This window comes from Nonomuraea sp. CX421 (genome assembly GCF_059358955.1).
In genome coordinates, this window is record NZ_JCADBK010000002.1 from 66,711 (window position 1) to 82,558 (window position 15,848).

Sequence of the window (15,848 nt, forward strand, 5' to 3'; positions counted from 1 at the left end):
ATAGCGGCGCATTGACACCATGAGCTTCTCATGACCGTATAGAACTTAATTCGGGAGGTGTCATGAAGCTCGGCTTGAACCTCGGCTACTGGCAGCGCAACGCCGACGACGCGACGGAGACCGTGCTGGCGGCCGAACGGCTCGGCTACGACTCGGTGTGGACCGCCGAGGCCTACGGCAGCGACGTCTTCACCCCCCTGGCGTGGTACGGGGCGCGCACGTCACGCATCAAACTCGGCACCTCGATCGCGCAGATCTCGGCCCGGCCGCCGGTCACGACGGCGATGACCGCGATGACGCTCGACCACCTCACGGGCGGGCGGCTGCTGCTCGGCGTCGGCGCCTCGGGGCCCCAGGTCGTCGAGGGCTGGTACGGCCAGCCGTTCGCCAGACCCCTGGCCAGGACCCGCGAGTACGTCGAGATCATGCGCAGGGTGTGGCGCCGCGAGGAGCCGGTGACCAGTGACGGCCCGCACTACCCGCTCCCCCTCCCCGACGGCCTGGGCAAACCGCTCAAGCTCATCACCCACCCGCTCCGCGCCGAGATCCCCGTCTACCTCGGCGCGGAGGGCCCGAAGAACGTCGCCCTGGCCGCCGAGCTCGCCCAGGGCTGGCTCCCGCTGTTCGCCTTCCCCACCAAGATCGAGGAGATGTACGGCGAGTCGCTCGCGGGCCGGGACCCGGACTTCGACATCGCCGCCATGGTCATGGTGATCGTCTCCGACGACGTCCAGGCCGCGCTGGACGGCGTCAAGATGATGCTCACCCTGTACATCGGCGGCATGGGAGCCCGGCAGCGCAACTTCCACGCCGACATCATCGGCCGGATGGGCTACGCCGAGGCGGCCGAGCACATCCAGGCCCTCTACCTGTCGGGCCGTAAGGACGAGGCGTTCCGGGCGATCCCTGACGAGCTGGCCGACGGCATCTCGCTCGTCGGACCGCCCGGCCGGATCAAGGAACGCCTGGAGCTGTGGCGCAAAAGCCCGGTGACGAGCCTGCTCGTCATGGGCCCGCGCGACGAGCCCACGCTGAAGCTGGTCCGCGACCTGGTCCTCGGCTAGCTTGTTCAGTCCGGACGGGGCGCGGGGTCGGCCGTGACCGACCTCAGCAGCGGCCGGCTCAGCGCCCCCGCCCCGATCACCCCGGCGAACCCGAGCACCACACAGACCACCAGCGTGACGACCCCGGCCACGCTGACCCCGCCGATCATGAACGGCGTCGCGCAGAACGCCCCCACCAGGATCGCGCCGCCGCCCATCACCCCCAGCGGGATCAGCGTCTCGGCCCGCCTGGCCCGGTCCAGCACCTCCAGCGGCGTCCCGGCCAGCCGAAGCAGCCCGTACGTCTGCCGCCGGTCGAGGACCGACGAGGCGGCCGTGATGCCCGCGCTGGCGATGGCCACCAGGAACGACACCGACAGCACCACGATCGTCCCCACCCGCACGTCGGCCAGCAGCTGATCGCCGAAGCCCCGCTCGTCGGCCTCGGTCGTCGGGGTGCGGCCTGGGACGAGCCCGGCGAGCGCCGTACGCGCCTGGTCCATGGCCGCGGCGTCGAGCGGGCCCGACGGCGCGGCGACGACGGTCCGCTTGACGACCGTGACCACGGCGGGCACCTGCGCCGCCGCCAGCCGCTCGCGGGCCTGCCTTGCCACCTGCTCGGTCTGCCCGGCGGGCGCGAGGACGCGCAGCTGAAGCGGCCCGTCGTCCCCCGCGAACGCGCCCGGGCTGAGCAGGCCGAGGAAGCCCGCCACGAACCCGGTCAGCGCCACGCCGCTCACCGTCCGCCAGGCCGAACGCGGATCGTCCACCAGCCTGCGCCCGGCCAGCAGCCGGGCGGGGCGGCGGGCCGTACCCGCCGTGATCCGGCCGATGAGGCCCACCACCCACGGCCCGGCCAGGTTCAGGCACAGGAACGCGAGCCCCAGCGCCACGGCCACGATCGCCACGCTGGTCCCCTGGGTCAGCATCGGGAACGCGGCCAGCACCACGAGCAGCGCGAGCACCCGGACGAAGCGCATGCCGGGCGGCGTCTCCCGCTTGGCCACGCCGAGCGGGCTCACCACGACCCGCCGCAGCCCCGCCACTGCCGACAGCCCCACCAGCAGCGGCACCGCCACCAGCACCCCGGCCAGCACCGCCAGGCCGGGGAACAGGTCCCCTGCGAACCAGGCGCCCCCCTGAATCTCGATCTGCGTCAGATGCGGCACGGCCAGCGCGAACGCCACCGCCCCCGCCAGTGCCCCGGCCAGCGCCACGAGCACCGCCTCGGCCACCGTCATCCGCACGACCTGCCCCGGCGTCGCGCCGACCAGCCGGAGCGCGGCCAGCCGCCGGTCCCGCCTGGCCACCGTGAGCCGGGCCGCCGCGCCCCCGAACACCAGCAGCGGCACCACCATGAGCACGCTCGCGATGACCGCGAGCACCTTGTACGCCTCCGCGTCCTCGCTCGGCGTCCCCGCCAGGCTCGCGACCCTGACCGGCGGCTTGCCCACGATCCAGTCGTCACTGCGCTCCGCGGTCATCGCCGGCGCGTCCGGCGCGTGGCCGACGACCGCGACCAGCTCTCCCGGATACACCAGGGCCTCGTCCCCGATGACGCCCGCCCGGCGCGGGTAACGGTCGCCCAGCTCGGCGGGAGGCAGCTCACGAGCCAGCTCCGCGAGTGCGGGCGACAGCCACGTCTCCCCCGGCTTCGGGAAGCGCGGCAGGCCGGGCGGCGGAGCGGCGTCGGGCCGGAGCGCGGCGAGGTCCACGACGGTGATCACCCGGTCGCGTACGTAGTCGAAGCGGGACGCCTCGACGGCGAGCGCGTCGTCGGCGGCCGGCACCGGGTTGCGCCAGGCGCCGCGCTCGGCGCGGGCGTCGAAGGCCAGGTTCGCGGCCACGGCGAACAGCAGCAGCGCCGTGGACACGGCGACGGCCCCCAGCGTCAGCCAGACGCCCAGCAGGCCCTTACGGCCACCGCCCTTGAGCAGCCGCCACGTCAGGTCCAGGTTCACGCCGTCGCTCCGCTCATCGCCACCAGGTGGCCGTCGCGGACCTCGACGGTGCGGTCGCACCAGGCGGCCACGTTCGGGTCGTGGGTGACGACGATCAGCGAGGCGTCGTTGTGCCGGGTCGCCTCCACCAGCAGCCGCATCGTGTCCTGCCCGGTCCGCTGGTCGAGCGCCCCGGTCGGCTCGTCGGCGAACACCACCGCCGGCCTGGCGACCAGCGCCCTCGCGATGGCCACCCGCTGCGCCTGCCCGCCGGACAGCTCGCCCGGCCGCCGCGCCTGCATGCCCTGCAGTCCGAGCGGCGCGAACCACTCGCGCGCCTGCCGGACCGCCTGCTGCCTGGGCATGCCGCCCAGCATGAGCGGCAGGGCCACGTTCTCCTCCGCCGGCAGCTCCGGCAGGAGCTGCCCGAACTGGAAGACGAAGCCGAACCGGGTACGCCGCAGCGCGCTGCGCCTACGCTCCCCCATCGCGTCGATGCGCTGCCCCAGCAGGTGCACCTCGCCCTCGTCCGGCCGCATGATGCCCGCCAGGCAGTGCAGCAGGGTGGACTTGCCGGAGCCGCTCGGCCCCATGATCGCCACCGCCTCGGCGGTCCGCACCGCGAGGTCCACGCCGTCCAGGGCGACCGTCTGCCCAAAGCGTTTGGTCAGGTTCCGTCCAACCAGCACGTCGTTCATGCCGAAAAGGGTCTCTCCGTCGGCCGGGGCGGCGGATCGGCCGTGCGTCCGGTCCGCCTCGGCCGAACGGCCGATCCTGGACGTGTGGCCGTGACTATCAGCGTGCTCATCGCCGACGACCAGGAGCTGGTGCGCACCGGCTTTCAGCGGTCAAGGCGGCCGCCGACGGCGAGGCGCTGGTGTCGCTGTCGGTGACCGTGCGGCTGGCCAGCGCACGCCCTACGGGTGGCCTACGGTCATTCCGCCGGCACCACCCCTCCCGCCCGTCCCGAGCGGGATGTCATGCGGGAAGGTACCAGCCCGGCCCACCAGGTTCCCCCAGCCATACGCGCTGACTATCCGTGCTGATGGTGAGACCAAAGCCCGACTGATGGGGGCTGCCCGCACCCTGCCACGTCAGAATCGCCTCCTCCACCGCATCCCAGAGCCGCACTGGGCCGTGTTGGTGTACCGTCCAGCCGCCTGCGAGGTCCGGCCTGGTGTCGGCCCGTGATCCCGTGCTGACATCGATCAAAATCGTGGTGTCCTCGCCCCAAGAACACTGCGCCTGAGGCGCGGCGAGCTGGGCGACCCACAGGGCGGTATCGTTCCGGAGAATCGCCGGATCAATTCTCGACGGGCGGGCCTGACCAATGCCCGTGACGATCGGCGGGCGTGGCGGTGCCAGATGAGCGCGGGCGGTCATGAAGGACAGATCCTCCTTCAGGAACCGGCCGCTGGCCGTAGCGCCATCGGCCACCGTGAGATGCGCGAAGGCGACCCCGCCCATCCAGCCCCACATCGGGGTGGTGATGGTCCCACCGCTGCGAGCCTGCCACAACCACGGCAGCGGAATGACCCGCACCGAGCAGGTAGAGATCACCTTGTCGTACGCAGCGTTCGCGGCATAGCCGTTCAGCCCGTCTCCCACTACACACGTGGGAGCGTATCCGGCAGCAGAGATCGCCTTCTCAGCCCTGGCCGCAACCTCGGGATCGTATTCGACCGAGGTCACCGCCCCCTCTCCGAGCCGGGCGCACATCAGCGCCGTCGAGTACCCGGTGCCAGTGCCGATCTCTAGCACGTTGCTACCTTCACTGATGCGAGCCGCTTCCAGCATCAGCACGACCAGGCTCGGAAGCGTGGAGGAAGAGCTAGGCGACCCGATCACGACACCGGGCGCGTCCTCCGCGAGGACTCCACCGACCTGTGTGACCCATGTCTGGTCGGTGTAGGCCAGGCTCAGCCAATCCTCCCGGCTCATCTCCGATCGCCGGATGGGAACCCACCGATCAGCAGGAACCCCATCGGCGCGATACACCGCCTCGCCGAGGAACAGTTCGCGGGGGACCTTCGTCAGTGCCTCGTGCCAACCTGTAGACCCTAGGCGGTCGGCCAGGGCGAGCCGTAGTTCCGTGGCCGTGTCAGTCATTACCGCCATCCTTCCGTGAGCACGTCGGCGAATGCATGCGCTATCGCGTCGGAATCAGGCAACCAGCCCCACTGCCCGTTGGGGTTGCACTCGATGAACGTCCACGCCCCCGCTGTATGATCATTCGGGTCGGGCTCCAGGGCGAAATCGAAACATCCGAACGCCAACCCGAAGCCGTTGAGGTAGGCGTGCAACGCCCTCGTGACCGCGTCGGGAACAGCGATGGGCTCGTGAATCAGTTCATCCCAATTCCCGCGCCGCCAGTCGAGAGCCCCATCAGGTGTGGTGATCCTGCTTGCGAATACAGATCGTCCGACCACGGTCACCCTAGCATCCGCTGTCTTGTTCACCTCCCGCTGAAACATATGGGCAGTCACGGTGACCGACTCATCAAGGTCTTCTTCTTTGATGCGCTGCGTCCATATGGCAGCCGTATTCCCGTCCGCTGGACGTGGTGCGCCTCGGAACGACTTGTAGATGACAGGCCCATGTTTCGCCGCGAACTTCCGTGCCCTTTCCGGATCATTTGTAATCAGGGTGGCTGGAACGGAAAGGCCGTGCTGGACGGCCATTTGGAGCTGAGCAGGCTTGTAATCCGCACGAGTGACGGAGATGGGATGATTGACATATGTTGCCTTGAGGAGGCTATTCAAAACGCCGCCGAGCCCGTATCGAGCCTCGGTAGCGGCGAAGTCACGCGCCTGCTGGGGCAGATGGGAAAAGCGGGCGAGGTACGGGGTGGGGCGGCGAAAGTACACCGCCCCGATCTCGCCCAAGGCGACGTCCCGGCTCGGCGTCTGAAGGCGGCCCGTCCATTCCGCCTGCCCGTCGATCAAATATGCGCCGAACATCAGACCAACGCCGACGCTGGCCGGATCAACACGCACGACACACACCTGCCGCTCGTTCAACGCGTCGATGACCAGGTTCGCGGTGACGTCTTGCGCCGATGTGACCACCAAGACCACGCTGGGCGAGTTACCCATCCCCCTGCTCGATCAGTTGTCGTTCTGGGAGTCGTCGGCGACCTCAGGAGACCCAGACGAGCCATCCCCACCGCCCCCCTTGGACATGGTGACGGTCTGACCCATCTGAATCGGGAGGACTTCCCCGTCCGCGTTGTAGAACCGAGTGATCTGGGTTGCGGGATCGAGGCATACGCTCTCGTACCATGGCTCTTCTGCGAGACCGCTTACCGTCATCCGCCCCAAACCCCAGGGCACACGAAGACCTTCACACGTGCTCATTCACTACCTCCATCGGACGATTTTCTCGCATGTACATACACGCGATTTTCCGTTCGCTTACACCTTGATCGGCGCCTTCCGGTGCGTCAACAAACCTTAGCGCTCCAACGCCGATACCGCTGCGCATTCGCTTCTTTCCTTGAGATGACATCTCTTGGGTCGCATTCGATATTCAAGCGCACGTCAATACTGCCCAGTATATGCAGCACCTTCCTTTGTACTACATATGCCAAGGCCGGTCTTTACGTATGCTCAGTAATTCGAGCCGGATCCCCTTCGGTCACTTCGCAGCGATACATCTCGCCATGGACACGCCTCTCGGCCTGTTGGCTAATTGAACGAAGGATGGAATAGGCGGCAACGCGGGCGCCAACTCTCTCCCAAGGAGTATCAACCGCGCGATGTCCATTCGACTATCGCACATGCCCAAAAAGCAGCGCATTCCACAGACCCTCCGCAACGCGGTCTATCCAGCGATCTGTCTCATGTATCACCCTCTTTCCCTTGAGAGTCTGGATACGGCGGATGTAACGCACCCCACCGAGCGTGACCAACTCGTACACGACCGGCTGACAGTCGCAGGTCCACCGCAATACCCGCACTTCAGGCTCACCCTCGCGCGGAGACATCCACGTCAGCGGTTCGTACTCCGCCGAGTCGGGAACGTGTGGCGATTCGCAGCGCGGCGGATACTGCGTGAATCGGATCATCCAGCCCGCCCCTCGATCTCTCGCGTCAGAGCGTTGCTGGTGGCCTCGCACAGATGCGCGGCGTGCATCACCATAGGAAACTCCGACCAGACCGTGAGTTGCCGACCGCCCAACGCGCGCACACCCCATGCGGTCGAGAGTCGCGCCACCAGCCGCAGGCCCCGCCCGCGTGAGTCCAGGTCATCAGACAGGCGCGGACGAGGAACGGTGTCCGCCCCGTCATCGGTCACCTCTATACGTGCCAACTGTCCGCCGACGCCGAGGACATCCACCGCGACGAGACCACCAGCGCACCCCGAAGCGGTGTGCTGGAGCGCGTTTGTGACCAACTCGCTAACGATCAACTGTGCGTTGTCCACGTCTTCCGGGCAACCGGCCCCGAGCAGGATCGACCCGACGCAACGACGAGCCACCGGCACCACCCACCTCTCTCCCGGGAAGACCATCTCGCTCAGAAACCGCTCGCTCACCGCGTCTCCTCCCAGACCCGTGTAACCGCGTCTTCTTCGAACGCGGCCACACACCGACCCCGACCATGACCCCACGTGAAGACCCAGTGCTCACCCCTCAGCACGGCCCGCACCCGCAACACCCCGCGCGCCCGAGGAACGGAGATGAACGGCTCTTCCCGCCGTGGCCACTGCACCGCCAGCCCCACCCCGAGTTCCGCCAGATCCCACGCCAATCGCACTAAGTGAATGAACTGCTCCTCATCGTGATCGAAGTAACGCAACGTGGTCCTCCCTTGGCCTGTCGGGGCAAGGGGCCGGTTTTCGGGACCTCTTCCGGCCGCTTGCCTTCAAGTGCCTCTCTGCCGGGGCGAGTGCGAAGCGGCCTGCGCTCGGAGCCTGGAGGGGTATCTTCGACGCGCTAGGGCAATGATGCATCTTGCTTCATCCAATTGGCAATATCCATTCTGGATGAAGCCGTTTGCTTGTTGCTCGCCGGTACGCGACCCTCATAGGGTTCGCGAGCTTGAGGCCTACGTCTGTGCACTTGAGGTGGACCAATGACAGGTGAAGGTGGAAGCAGCCCCACCGTGAGGCGACGCCGGTTGGCGGCCGAGTTGAAGCGTCTACGCAAGGAATCCACTCTCACCGCTGAGCAGGTTGCCGAGCGACTGGAGGTGTCACAGTCATCGATCAGTCGCATAGAGAGCGGCCGTCGAGGCATCAAAGCGTCCGATCTCCGGCTACTCCTGGAGATCTACGGCGTTGACAGCACCGAAGTAGAGGAACTACTCACGCTCGCCCGCCAATCCCGGCAGAAAGGTTGGTGGCAGACCTACGGAGACGTCCTTCCGGAGTGGCTCCAGGTCCTCATCGGGCTGGAAGTCGAGGCAGAAGGACGGCGATCGTACGACGTGGAATTGATTCCCGGCCTGCTCCAAACCGCCGACTACTACCGGGCATACCTCGCGACCCAGCCAACCAGCTACAGCGCGGCCGAGATAGATCGAAAGATCGCGTTCAGGATGGCCCGGCAAGAGCGGATGCTTCAAGACGAGACCCGCAAGCTCTCCTTTGTCCTCAACGAGGCAAGTCTGCGATGGGCGGCGGCAGCCGCCAGCGCAGGTCCCCAAGCCCAGCTCAAGCGGTTGATCGAACTGTCCCAGCTTCCGCATCTGACGTTGCGGATCCTCCCCTTCGGCGCAGCTATGCACGCTGGGATGGGCGGCGGCTTCGTCATCCTGAGCTTCACGCCACCCGATCCCGATGTCGTCTACATCGAGAACGAAGTCAGTGGCCTCTACCTTGAAGAACCGGCTGATATAGACAGGTATAACCTGGTCTATGACCATATAGCGGCAAAGGCTCTCAATCCGGGGCAGAGCCGGAGCTTCATCGCGAAGCTAGGTAAGGAAGCGCCATGAACGATACCCCCAGCATCGACGGTGACCCGCCGCCCCTCATTTGGCGCAAGTCCCGCGCGAGCAACGCCAGCGGCGACTGTGTAGAGATCGCATCGTTGCCCGATGGTGGAGTAGCCGTGCGGGACAGCAAGAACCCTCAAGGGCCACACCTTCGGTTCAGCGCATCCGAGTGGGGCGCGTTCATCGGGGGGGCGAAGGCAGGCGAGTTCGACTCGCCGTCCATGTAGACAGCGCGCCAGCCGAAAAGCGCTCGGGCGCCTGTACAGCGATCGGGCGTGTCCGTGCGCTTGAGAGAAGCCGTCCGAGGCTAAATCATGCCTTGGCCAGGGGCTCCGCTACGAAGTAATAGTTTCTCGCCACAGGCGGCGAAGCTGATCATTTCCGCTCGGCCCCATGATCGCCACTGCTTCGGCGGTCCGCACCGCGAGGTCCACGCCGTCCAGGGCGACCGTCCGCCCAAAGCGTTTGGTGAGGTTCCGTCCAACCAGCACGTCGTTCATGCCGAAAAGCGTCTCTCCCCCGGCCGGGGCGGCGGATCGGCCGTGCGTCCGGTCCGCCTCGGCCGAACGGCCGATCCTGGCCGGGCGAACCTAGAGTGTGGGCCGTGACTATCAGTGTGCTCATCGCCGATGACCAGGAGCTGGTGCGCACCGGCTTCCAGATGATCTTGGACGCCCAGCCGGACATGCGGGTCGTGGCCGCCGTCGCCGACGGGGCCGAAGCGGTCGCCGCGGCCAGGCGGCTCCGGCCGGACGTGTGCCTGCTCGACATCCGGATGCCGAAGCTCGACGGGCTGGAGGTGACCCGGCTGCTGGCCGGCCCGGGAGTGGAGGACCCGTTGCGGGTGGTCATCGTCACCACCTTCGACCTCGACGAGTACGTCTACGGCGCGCTCCGGTCGGGCGCCACCGGGTTCCTGCTCAAGGACAGCGGTCCCGCGCTGCTGATCGAGGCGGTCAAGGCCGCCGCCGACGGCGAGGCACTGGTGTCGCCGTCGGTGACCGTACGGCTGCTGCGGCAGCTGGTCCAGCCCCGGCGGAGCGCCGTCTCGGCGGACCCCTCGCTGACCGACCGGGAGCTCGACGTCGTGCGGCTGGTGGCCAGGGGGCGCACCAACCAGGAGGTGGCCGCCGAGCTGTTCGTGTCGCTGTCGACCGTGAAGACGCACCTCGGGAGCATCACGGCCAAACTCGGTGTCCGCAATCGGGTGGGAATAGCAGCGTGGGCGTGGGAAAGCGGGGTCGTGAGCTGATTAACAACGAGGTCGGCGGGATACAAGTGAGTCAGAACCTCAGCGCATGGCACGGGGGGAGAACAACGTGCGCTACGCCCAGGCCCCGCCCACCAAAGCCGCCTCCGCCGTCTACGTGACCCTGGTCGCGCAGGTGCTCTCCCTCGGCTCTCTCGTGATCTTCGAAGCGGTCCGCGGCCGGCGGCTCGCGGCCCAGCTCGCCTCCTTCGGCGGCCGGCCCCACGGAGCCGACGCCGAGGCCGTCGTGGGCGCCGTGACCGTCTTCGCCGTTCTGATGATGCTGGTCGCCGGCACCACCGTCGCCGCCGCGATCGCCTACCTCACCTGGCTCGTACGGGCCCGGCAGGTCAACGACCGGTCCGCCCACTCGCGTCCGGTCCTGACCGCGTGGCTCGTGCCGGGGCTCAACCTGGTGGCGCCGCCGGTGTTCGTGGACGAGGTCTGGCGCGGCTCCCATCCGCAGATCGATCGCCGGGTCCGCTGGCTCGCGCTGCTGGGGGCGTGGTGGGTGAGCTGGCTGGCGACGCTGGTGCTGGTCGGGTCGCGGCTGTTCGAGTCGTCGCCGGGCGACCTCACCGGGATCGGGGTGCCGGAGCTCGCCTGCCTGTCGCTGGCCGCGCTGCTCTGCGCGGCCACGGTCCGCACGATCACCGACATCCAGCGCCGCCCCGCGCCGCTCGCCGCCGTCCAGCCTGTCCGCCCGCTGGTGCCCCCCGCCCCGGAGTCGGCGCCGCTCGGGCAGACGGGCTGAAACCCGTCAGGCCGCCGTGGGGCCCGAGCTGCCCTGGCTGGCGTGCCACAGCAGGCGGGGCGCGGTGGTGACCGCTGGGGGGAGGTCGGAGTAGGGCGAGAGCCGGAACCCGTTGGCGTACTCGATCGGGTGCCCGCCGACCCCTTCCCGGTCATCATCAGTGCGGGCGAGGACCGCCCGGACCGCCTCGATGCCGCGCGAGCGCCAGAGCGCGTCGAGGTCGGCCAGGTCCCAGCAGTCGACGGCGCGCATCGAGATCGCCCGGATGCCCGTCCGCCTGACCACTCCCCTGGCGACCAGGAGCCAGGCGCCGAACACCGTCGCCGCGCACCTGCCCTGCACCGATTCGAAGAACGTCAGATCGACCGGCCCCGTCGAGTCGTCGAGGGTGGTGAAGATGACGCGCCGGCCCGAGCGGACGGCCGGCGTCTGGGTGGCCACCTTGACCCCGGCGACCAGCACCTCGGCGCCGTTGCGCTGGGCCGGCAGGTCCTTGGAGCGCACCACCCCGAGCGCGTCGAGCAGCTCGTCGTGGAAGCTGATGACGTGCCGGCTGACGTCGATGCCCAGGATCTCCAGCTCGGCCTCGACCATCTCGGCCTCGGTCATCTCGGGCAGCTCGCCCGGCGGGACGTGCTCGGTGAAGCCCAGGGGGAGCTGCACGGCATCGGCGCCGATCGCGGTGGTCTCGGGGCGGGCGGCGGTGTAGCGCTTCGACGATCGCGCCGTGGCCGCGACCCCGGAGGCGGAGGCTCGGTCGAGGGTGCCGACCTGGGCGATCAGGTCGCGGCGGGTGAGCCGGCCGGGGCGCCAGCGGGGGCCGCCGGGACGCAGGTCGTGGAGCTCGTCCAGGCCGCCGACCTGGACGATCCGCTCGATGGTGGGGCGCGACGGGCGGGCCCGGTCCCAGAAGTCGGCGAGCGACGTGTACGGCTGGCCGGCGACCATGCGCCCGACCTCCGCCTCGCTCACCCCCTTGATCGCCGAGAACGGCACCCGCAGCGCGTAGCCCCTGCCGAGCTGCCCGGCGTCGAAGTCGGCGATCCGGCGCGGCGGGTCGTCCTCGCCCAGGGCGGCGGGGGTGACCCGGATCCGGGCGGCGGGGCGTGGCCCGAACCGCTCCACCCGCCAGTCGCGGGCCGACTTGTTGATGTCCAGCGGCAGGATCGCGACCCCGCACTGCCGGGCCTCGTCGATGATGACGCGCTGCGGGTACATGCCGGGCTCGTGCGTGAGCACCCCGGCGAAGAACGCCGCCGCGTGGTGCCGCTTGAGCCACGCCGACTGGTAGGTGGGCAGCGCGAACGCGGCCGCGTGCGCCTTGCAGAAGCCGAACCCGCCGAACGCGTCGAGCACCTGCCAGGCTCGTTCCACGGAGGCGTCGTCGAACCCGTTGGCCCTGGCCAGCGGCACGAACGCATTGCGGACCCGCTCCCGCCCCTCGGGCGTGCCCAGCGCGCGCCGCAACATCTCGGCGAACGACAGGTCCCTGCCGGTCATCACCGAGATGATCTTGAGCACCTGCTCGTGGAAGACCACCACGCCGTGCGTCTCCTTCAGCGCCTCGCGCAGCCTCTCGTGCGGATAGCGTGGCCGGCGCCACCCGTGCCTGGCCTCCAGGTAGGGCGTGACCATGTCGGAGTTGACCGGTCCGGGCCGGAACAGTGAGATGTCCACGATCAGGTCGTGCATCCTGCGCGGCTCCAGCTTGGCGACGAGCTCACGCTGCCCCGGCGACTCGATCTGGAAGCAGCCGAGGGTACGGCCGGCGCAGATCATGTCGTAGGTGTCCTGGTCGTCGTGGGACACGTACTGGACGCCCGGCTCGGCGCCGCTCTGCCGGTCGAGGGCGACCACGACGTCGTCGACCCGCTCGATCTCGCCCAGCGTGTAGGCCATCGCCGACTGCATCCGCACGCCCAGCACGTCGAGCTTGAGCAGGCCGGCCTCCTCCACGTCCTCCTTGTCGAACTGCGACATCGGGAACTCCAGCAGGCTCCGCTCCACCGGGGTGCGGTCACGCAGGCCGGAGTTGCCGATCAGCACCCCGCACGGGTGCAGCGCGATGTGCCTGGGCAGCCCGTCGAGCTTCTCGGCCAGCCGGAACACCCGCTCCAGCCCCGCCTCGCCGAGCCGGCTCTCGCGCAGCTCGGGCAGGTCGGTCAGCGAGGCGGTGATCTGCGCGGCCCGGATGTGCGGGAACGCCTTGGCGATCGCGTCGATCTCGTGCGGCGGCAACCCCATCGCCCCCGCCACGTCGCGGATCGCGCTGCGCGCCCGGTAGGTCTCCATCATGGACACGCAGGCCACGCGGGCCTCGCCGTACCTGTCGAAGATCGCTTTGTAGCAGTCGAGCCGGCGCGCGGACTCGACGTCGACGTCGATGTCGGGCAGCCCGACGCGGCCCTCGGACAGGAAGCGCTCCATGAGCAGGCCGTGCCGGAGCGGGTCGACCTCGCCGATGCCGATGAGGTAGTTGACCAGGCTGCCCGCGCCCGAGCCGCGGATCGCGCAGCGGACGTCCATGCCGCGGATCATGTCGGTGATGCCGGCCACGGCGATGAAGTATCCGGACAGGCGCTTCTTCTCGATGATGTCCATCTCGGCCGTGAGCCGCTCCCTGGCCTCGCGGGAGCGGGCCAGGCCGCGGGAGACCAGGCCGTCCTCGACGCGGTGGCGCAGCAGCGGCACCGGGTCGCGGCCGATCTCAGGCAGGTGCAGGTTGGGCGGGTCGCGGCGCAGCGCGAGCAGCTCGACCGGGTCGATCACGCACTCCTCGGCGACGCGCCTGGTGGTGCGCAGCAGGTCGGCGATCCGGGTCTGGTCGGAGCCGCAGATCTTGGCGGCCACCTGCCGCATGTCCTTCGTGCTCTTGAGGTAGGCGTGGGACGTGGCACGTTCCAGGTGGCGGGGGTGCAGCGGGACCAGCTGGCGGGCCGCGTCGAGCACGTCGCCCACCTGGTGGTCGGCGGGGTCGAGGTATCTGACGGCGTTGGTCAGCACGGCGGGCACGCCGAGCGACTCGGCCAGGGCCAGCATGCGGACGGCGGTGATGGCGTCGCGGTAGCCGTACTGGTCGACCAGCTCGACCACCACGCCGCCGGGGACCGTGGAGCGCCACAGGTCGAGCAGCGCCCTGGCGCGGTCGTCGCGCCGCTCGGCCACCGCGCGGCCCACGTCGGAGCGCGGGCCCAGGAGCACCACCAGCCCATCGGCGCCCGAGCCCGCCCAGGTCGCGACCAGCTCGCGGGTGATCCGGGGCGCGCCGCGCTCGGCCGCGTAGTGGGCGGCCGTGACCAGGCGCGCCAGCCGGGACCAGCCGCCCGAACGCGCCAGCACGGTGACCCGGTCGGCCGAGTCGGGCCCCGTCCGGGGCCGCCCGCTCCGGGAGCCCGGCCCATGGCCACCCGACCGGCCCGACCCGCGACCGGCCCCCCGCCCTGACCCGCGACCGGACCCGCTGCCGGGCCCGCTGCCGGACCGGGGCGCGAACCCGGGCAGCAGGTCGGGATCGAGACCGGCTTCGGCACCGGGGACCGGGTCGAAGCCGGTGCCCTGGGCGGCGAGCGCCAGGCTGACGCCGAGGACCGGGCCGATCCCGGCGTCCGCGCAGGCATGCGCGTGCTTGACCGCTCCGTAGAGGCCGTCGCGGTCGGTCAGCGCGAGGATGTCCATCCCGTCCTCGGCCGCCCGCCGCGCCAGGGCCTGGGGGAAGGCGGTGCCGTAGCGCATCGAGTAGGCCGAGCACACGTTCAGGTGCGGGAACGGCGCGGCCATCAGTCCCACGCCCTCAGCAGCAGCCAGCCGCTGCTGGCGGTGTCGAACCTCAGCTCGTAGGAGCCGGGCTCACGCCCCGGACTGGCCTCGACCCGCCAGAACTGGCGCTCGCCGGGGTCTCCCTCGCTGGTCTTCCACCACTCGCGCGCGACCACCCAGTGGTCGAGGACGCGGCGGACGAGGTAGAGGCGATCGCGCCAGACGAACTGGGTGGGCTCCCCGTCCCTGGTCCACACCTCGATCGGATCGCCATAGAGTCTGCTCAAGTCGCTTCTCCCCGCGGCTCTTGGTGCCTGTGCTGAGCCACCCGGGGGAAGGCGGGCGCTATGTATCGAACATATGTTCTCAGCCTCCGAAGCGCAAGTCGCCCGCCTGCCGCGCCAGCGGATTGGCGCCGATCGAGTTGCGCACACTGAACTCCACGCTGCCCGCCCGGTAGCGGTCGTCCGACCACTCCACCGGCCTGCCCTCGTGCGTGGTGGTGATCCGGCGCTGCCGCAGGAGCGGGCTGCCGCGCCGTACCCCCAGCAGGCGGGCGTCGTGCGCGCCGGCCGGGACCGCGTCGATGAGGTGCTCGCCGTAGGCGAAGACCAGCCCGACCGAGGCGCGCAGCGCCTCGGTGACCGACTCGCAGTCGGCCGGCAGCCGTTCGACGGCGGCGGCCGTCCAGCCCGCGTAGGCGGTCCGCTCGACCAGCACCGGCTCGCCCTCCAGCGAGCGCACCCGCAGCACCTCCAGCACCTCCTCGCAGCCGAGCCGGGCGGACTCGGCCGGCGTCGCCGGCCTGCGACGCTGACTGATCACCTGGCCGCCGAAGCGGTAGCCGTTGGCGCGGGCCCACTGGGCGAAGCTGTGCAGCTCGGCGAAGCTCTGGCTGCGGGCGTGGCCCAGCACGATGCGCCTGGCCCCCTGGCGCGACCCGACCAGCCCTTCGGCGACGAGCAGGGCCACCGCCTGCCGTACCGTGCCGCGGGCGGCGGAGTAGCGCGCGGCCAGCTCCGACTCGGTGGGCAGCTGCGAGCCGACCGGACGGACGCCGCCGATGATCTCGTCGCGCAGCTCGGCGGCGATCCGTTCATAGCGGGCGACCATCCGCGACCTTTCCCGTTCATGAAAGAGCAATCTTTATGGGACTTACTGGTGCTG

Annotated in this window: 15 protein-coding genes; 5 read left to right on the top strand and 10 right to left on the bottom strand. The window is 69.6% G+C overall.

The window, feature by feature from the left end:
* The first annotated feature begins 62 nt into the window (after nucleotides 1–62).
* Complete coding sequence (locus AC5L3X_RS03490; protein ID WP_494855043.1) at nucleotides 63–1,064, top strand: LLM class F420-dependent oxidoreductase; 1,002 nt, start codon at nucleotides 63–65, stop codon at nucleotides 1,062–1,064.
* A 5-nt stretch (nucleotides 1,065–1,069) separates the two neighbouring features.
* Here the strand turns inward: AC5L3X_RS03490 and AC5L3X_RS03495 are convergent, their stop codons facing one another.
* The 6 genes from AC5L3X_RS03495 to AC5L3X_RS03520 all read right to left on the bottom strand — a co-directional run bounded on the left by AC5L3X_RS03495 (nucleotide 1,070) and on the right by AC5L3X_RS03520 (nucleotide 7,519).
* Nucleotides 1,070–3,004 carry an FtsX-like permease family protein gene (locus AC5L3X_RS03495; protein ID WP_494855044.1) on the bottom strand — a complete coding sequence of 645 codons (1,935 nt, stop codon included), beginning with the start codon at nucleotides 3,002–3,004 and terminating at the stop codon, nucleotides 1,070–1,072.
* Nucleotides 3,001–3,681, bottom strand: coding sequence for an ABC transporter ATP-binding protein (locus AC5L3X_RS03500; RefSeq protein WP_494855045.1), 681 nt, complete (start codon nucleotides 3,679–3,681; stop codon nucleotides 3,001–3,003). Before AC5L3X_RS03500 ends, AC5L3X_RS03495 begins: the two co-directional genes overlap by 4 nt.
* Before the next feature lie 280 nt (nucleotides 3,682–3,961).
* Nucleotides 3,962–5,092 carry an ATP-grasp peptide maturase system methyltransferase gene (tgmC, locus tag AC5L3X_RS03505; protein WP_189127749.1) on the bottom strand — a complete coding sequence of 377 codons (1,131 nt, stop codon included), beginning with the start codon at nucleotides 5,090–5,092 and terminating at the stop codon, nucleotides 3,962–3,964.
* Nucleotides 5,092–6,060, bottom strand: a complete 969-nt coding sequence (gene tgmB / locus AC5L3X_RS03510) for an ATP-grasp ribosomal peptide maturase (protein WP_494855046.1) — start codon at nucleotides 6,058–6,060, stop codon at nucleotides 5,092–5,094. Before tgmB ends, tgmC begins: the two co-directional genes overlap by 1 nt.
* A gap of 30 nt (nucleotides 6,061–6,090) precedes the next feature.
* Nucleotides 6,091–6,339, bottom strand: coding sequence for a putative ATP-grasp-modified RiPP (tgmA, locus tag AC5L3X_RS03515; RefSeq protein WP_358470079.1), 249 nt, complete (start codon nucleotides 6,337–6,339; stop codon nucleotides 6,091–6,093).
* 706 nt (nucleotides 6,340–7,045) lie between these two features.
* Nucleotides 7,046–7,519: an ATP-binding protein gene (locus tag AC5L3X_RS03520; RefSeq protein ID WP_494855048.1), complete on the bottom strand. Its 474-nt coding sequence runs from the start codon at nucleotides 7,517–7,519 to the stop codon at nucleotides 7,046–7,048.
* 539 nt (nucleotides 7,520–8,058) lie between these two features.
* Between AC5L3X_RS03520 and AC5L3X_RS03525 the strand changes: the two genes are divergently transcribed.
* On the top strand, nucleotides 8,059–8,922 hold the full coding sequence (locus tag AC5L3X_RS03525) for a helix-turn-helix domain-containing protein (protein ID WP_494855049.1): 864 nt from the start codon (nucleotides 8,059–8,061) through the stop codon (nucleotides 8,920–8,922).
* Complete coding sequence (locus AC5L3X_RS03530) at nucleotides 8,919–9,149, top strand: DUF397 domain-containing protein (RefSeq protein ID WP_189127534.1); 231 nt, start codon at nucleotides 8,919–8,921, stop codon at nucleotides 9,147–9,149. The genes AC5L3X_RS03525 and AC5L3X_RS03530 overlap by 4 nt, the downstream gene beginning before the upstream one ends.
* A gap of 108 nt (nucleotides 9,150–9,257) precedes the next feature.
* Here the strand turns inward: AC5L3X_RS03530 and AC5L3X_RS03535 are convergent, their stop codons facing one another.
* Nucleotides 9,258–9,422 (bottom strand): hypothetical protein, encoded by a 165-nt coding sequence (locus AC5L3X_RS03535; RefSeq protein ID WP_494855051.1) that lies wholly within the window; start codon nucleotides 9,420–9,422, stop codon nucleotides 9,258–9,260.
* 104 nt (nucleotides 9,423–9,526) lie between these two features.
* On the opposite strand from AC5L3X_RS03535, the gene AC5L3X_RS03540 reads away from it, so the two are divergent.
* Nucleotides 9,527–10,174, top strand: coding sequence for a response regulator (locus AC5L3X_RS03540; RefSeq protein WP_494855053.1), 648 nt, complete (start codon nucleotides 9,527–9,529; stop codon nucleotides 10,172–10,174).
* Nucleotides 10,175–10,220: 46 nt separating this feature from the next.
* On the top strand, nucleotides 10,221–10,925 hold the full coding sequence (locus AC5L3X_RS03545) for a DUF4328 domain-containing protein (RefSeq protein WP_494855054.1): 705 nt from the start codon (nucleotides 10,221–10,223) through the stop codon (nucleotides 10,923–10,925).
* 6 nt (nucleotides 10,926–10,931) lie between these two features.
* On the opposite strand, the gene AC5L3X_RS03550 is transcribed toward AC5L3X_RS03545, so the two are convergent.
* The 3 genes from AC5L3X_RS03550 to AC5L3X_RS03560 form a co-directional block, all read right to left on the bottom strand.
* The gene (locus AC5L3X_RS03550; RefSeq protein WP_494855055.1) at nucleotides 10,932–14,702 is read right to left on the bottom strand and encodes a DNA polymerase III subunit alpha; all 3,771 of its coding nucleotides are present in this window, start codon (nucleotides 14,700–14,702) and stop codon (nucleotides 10,932–10,934) included.
* Entirely contained in the window at nucleotides 14,702–14,968 is a 267-nt protein-coding gene (locus AC5L3X_RS03555; protein ID WP_189127530.1) for a DUF6504 family protein, read from the bottom strand. The genes AC5L3X_RS03550 and AC5L3X_RS03555 overlap by 1 nt, the downstream gene beginning before the upstream one ends.
* A gap of 79 nt (nucleotides 14,969–15,047) precedes the next feature.
* Nucleotides 15,048–15,794 (bottom strand): GntR family transcriptional regulator, encoded by a 747-nt coding sequence (locus AC5L3X_RS03560; RefSeq protein ID WP_189127529.1) that lies wholly within the window; start codon nucleotides 15,792–15,794, stop codon nucleotides 15,048–15,050.
* Between the last annotated feature and the right edge of the window lie 54 nt (nucleotides 15,795–15,848).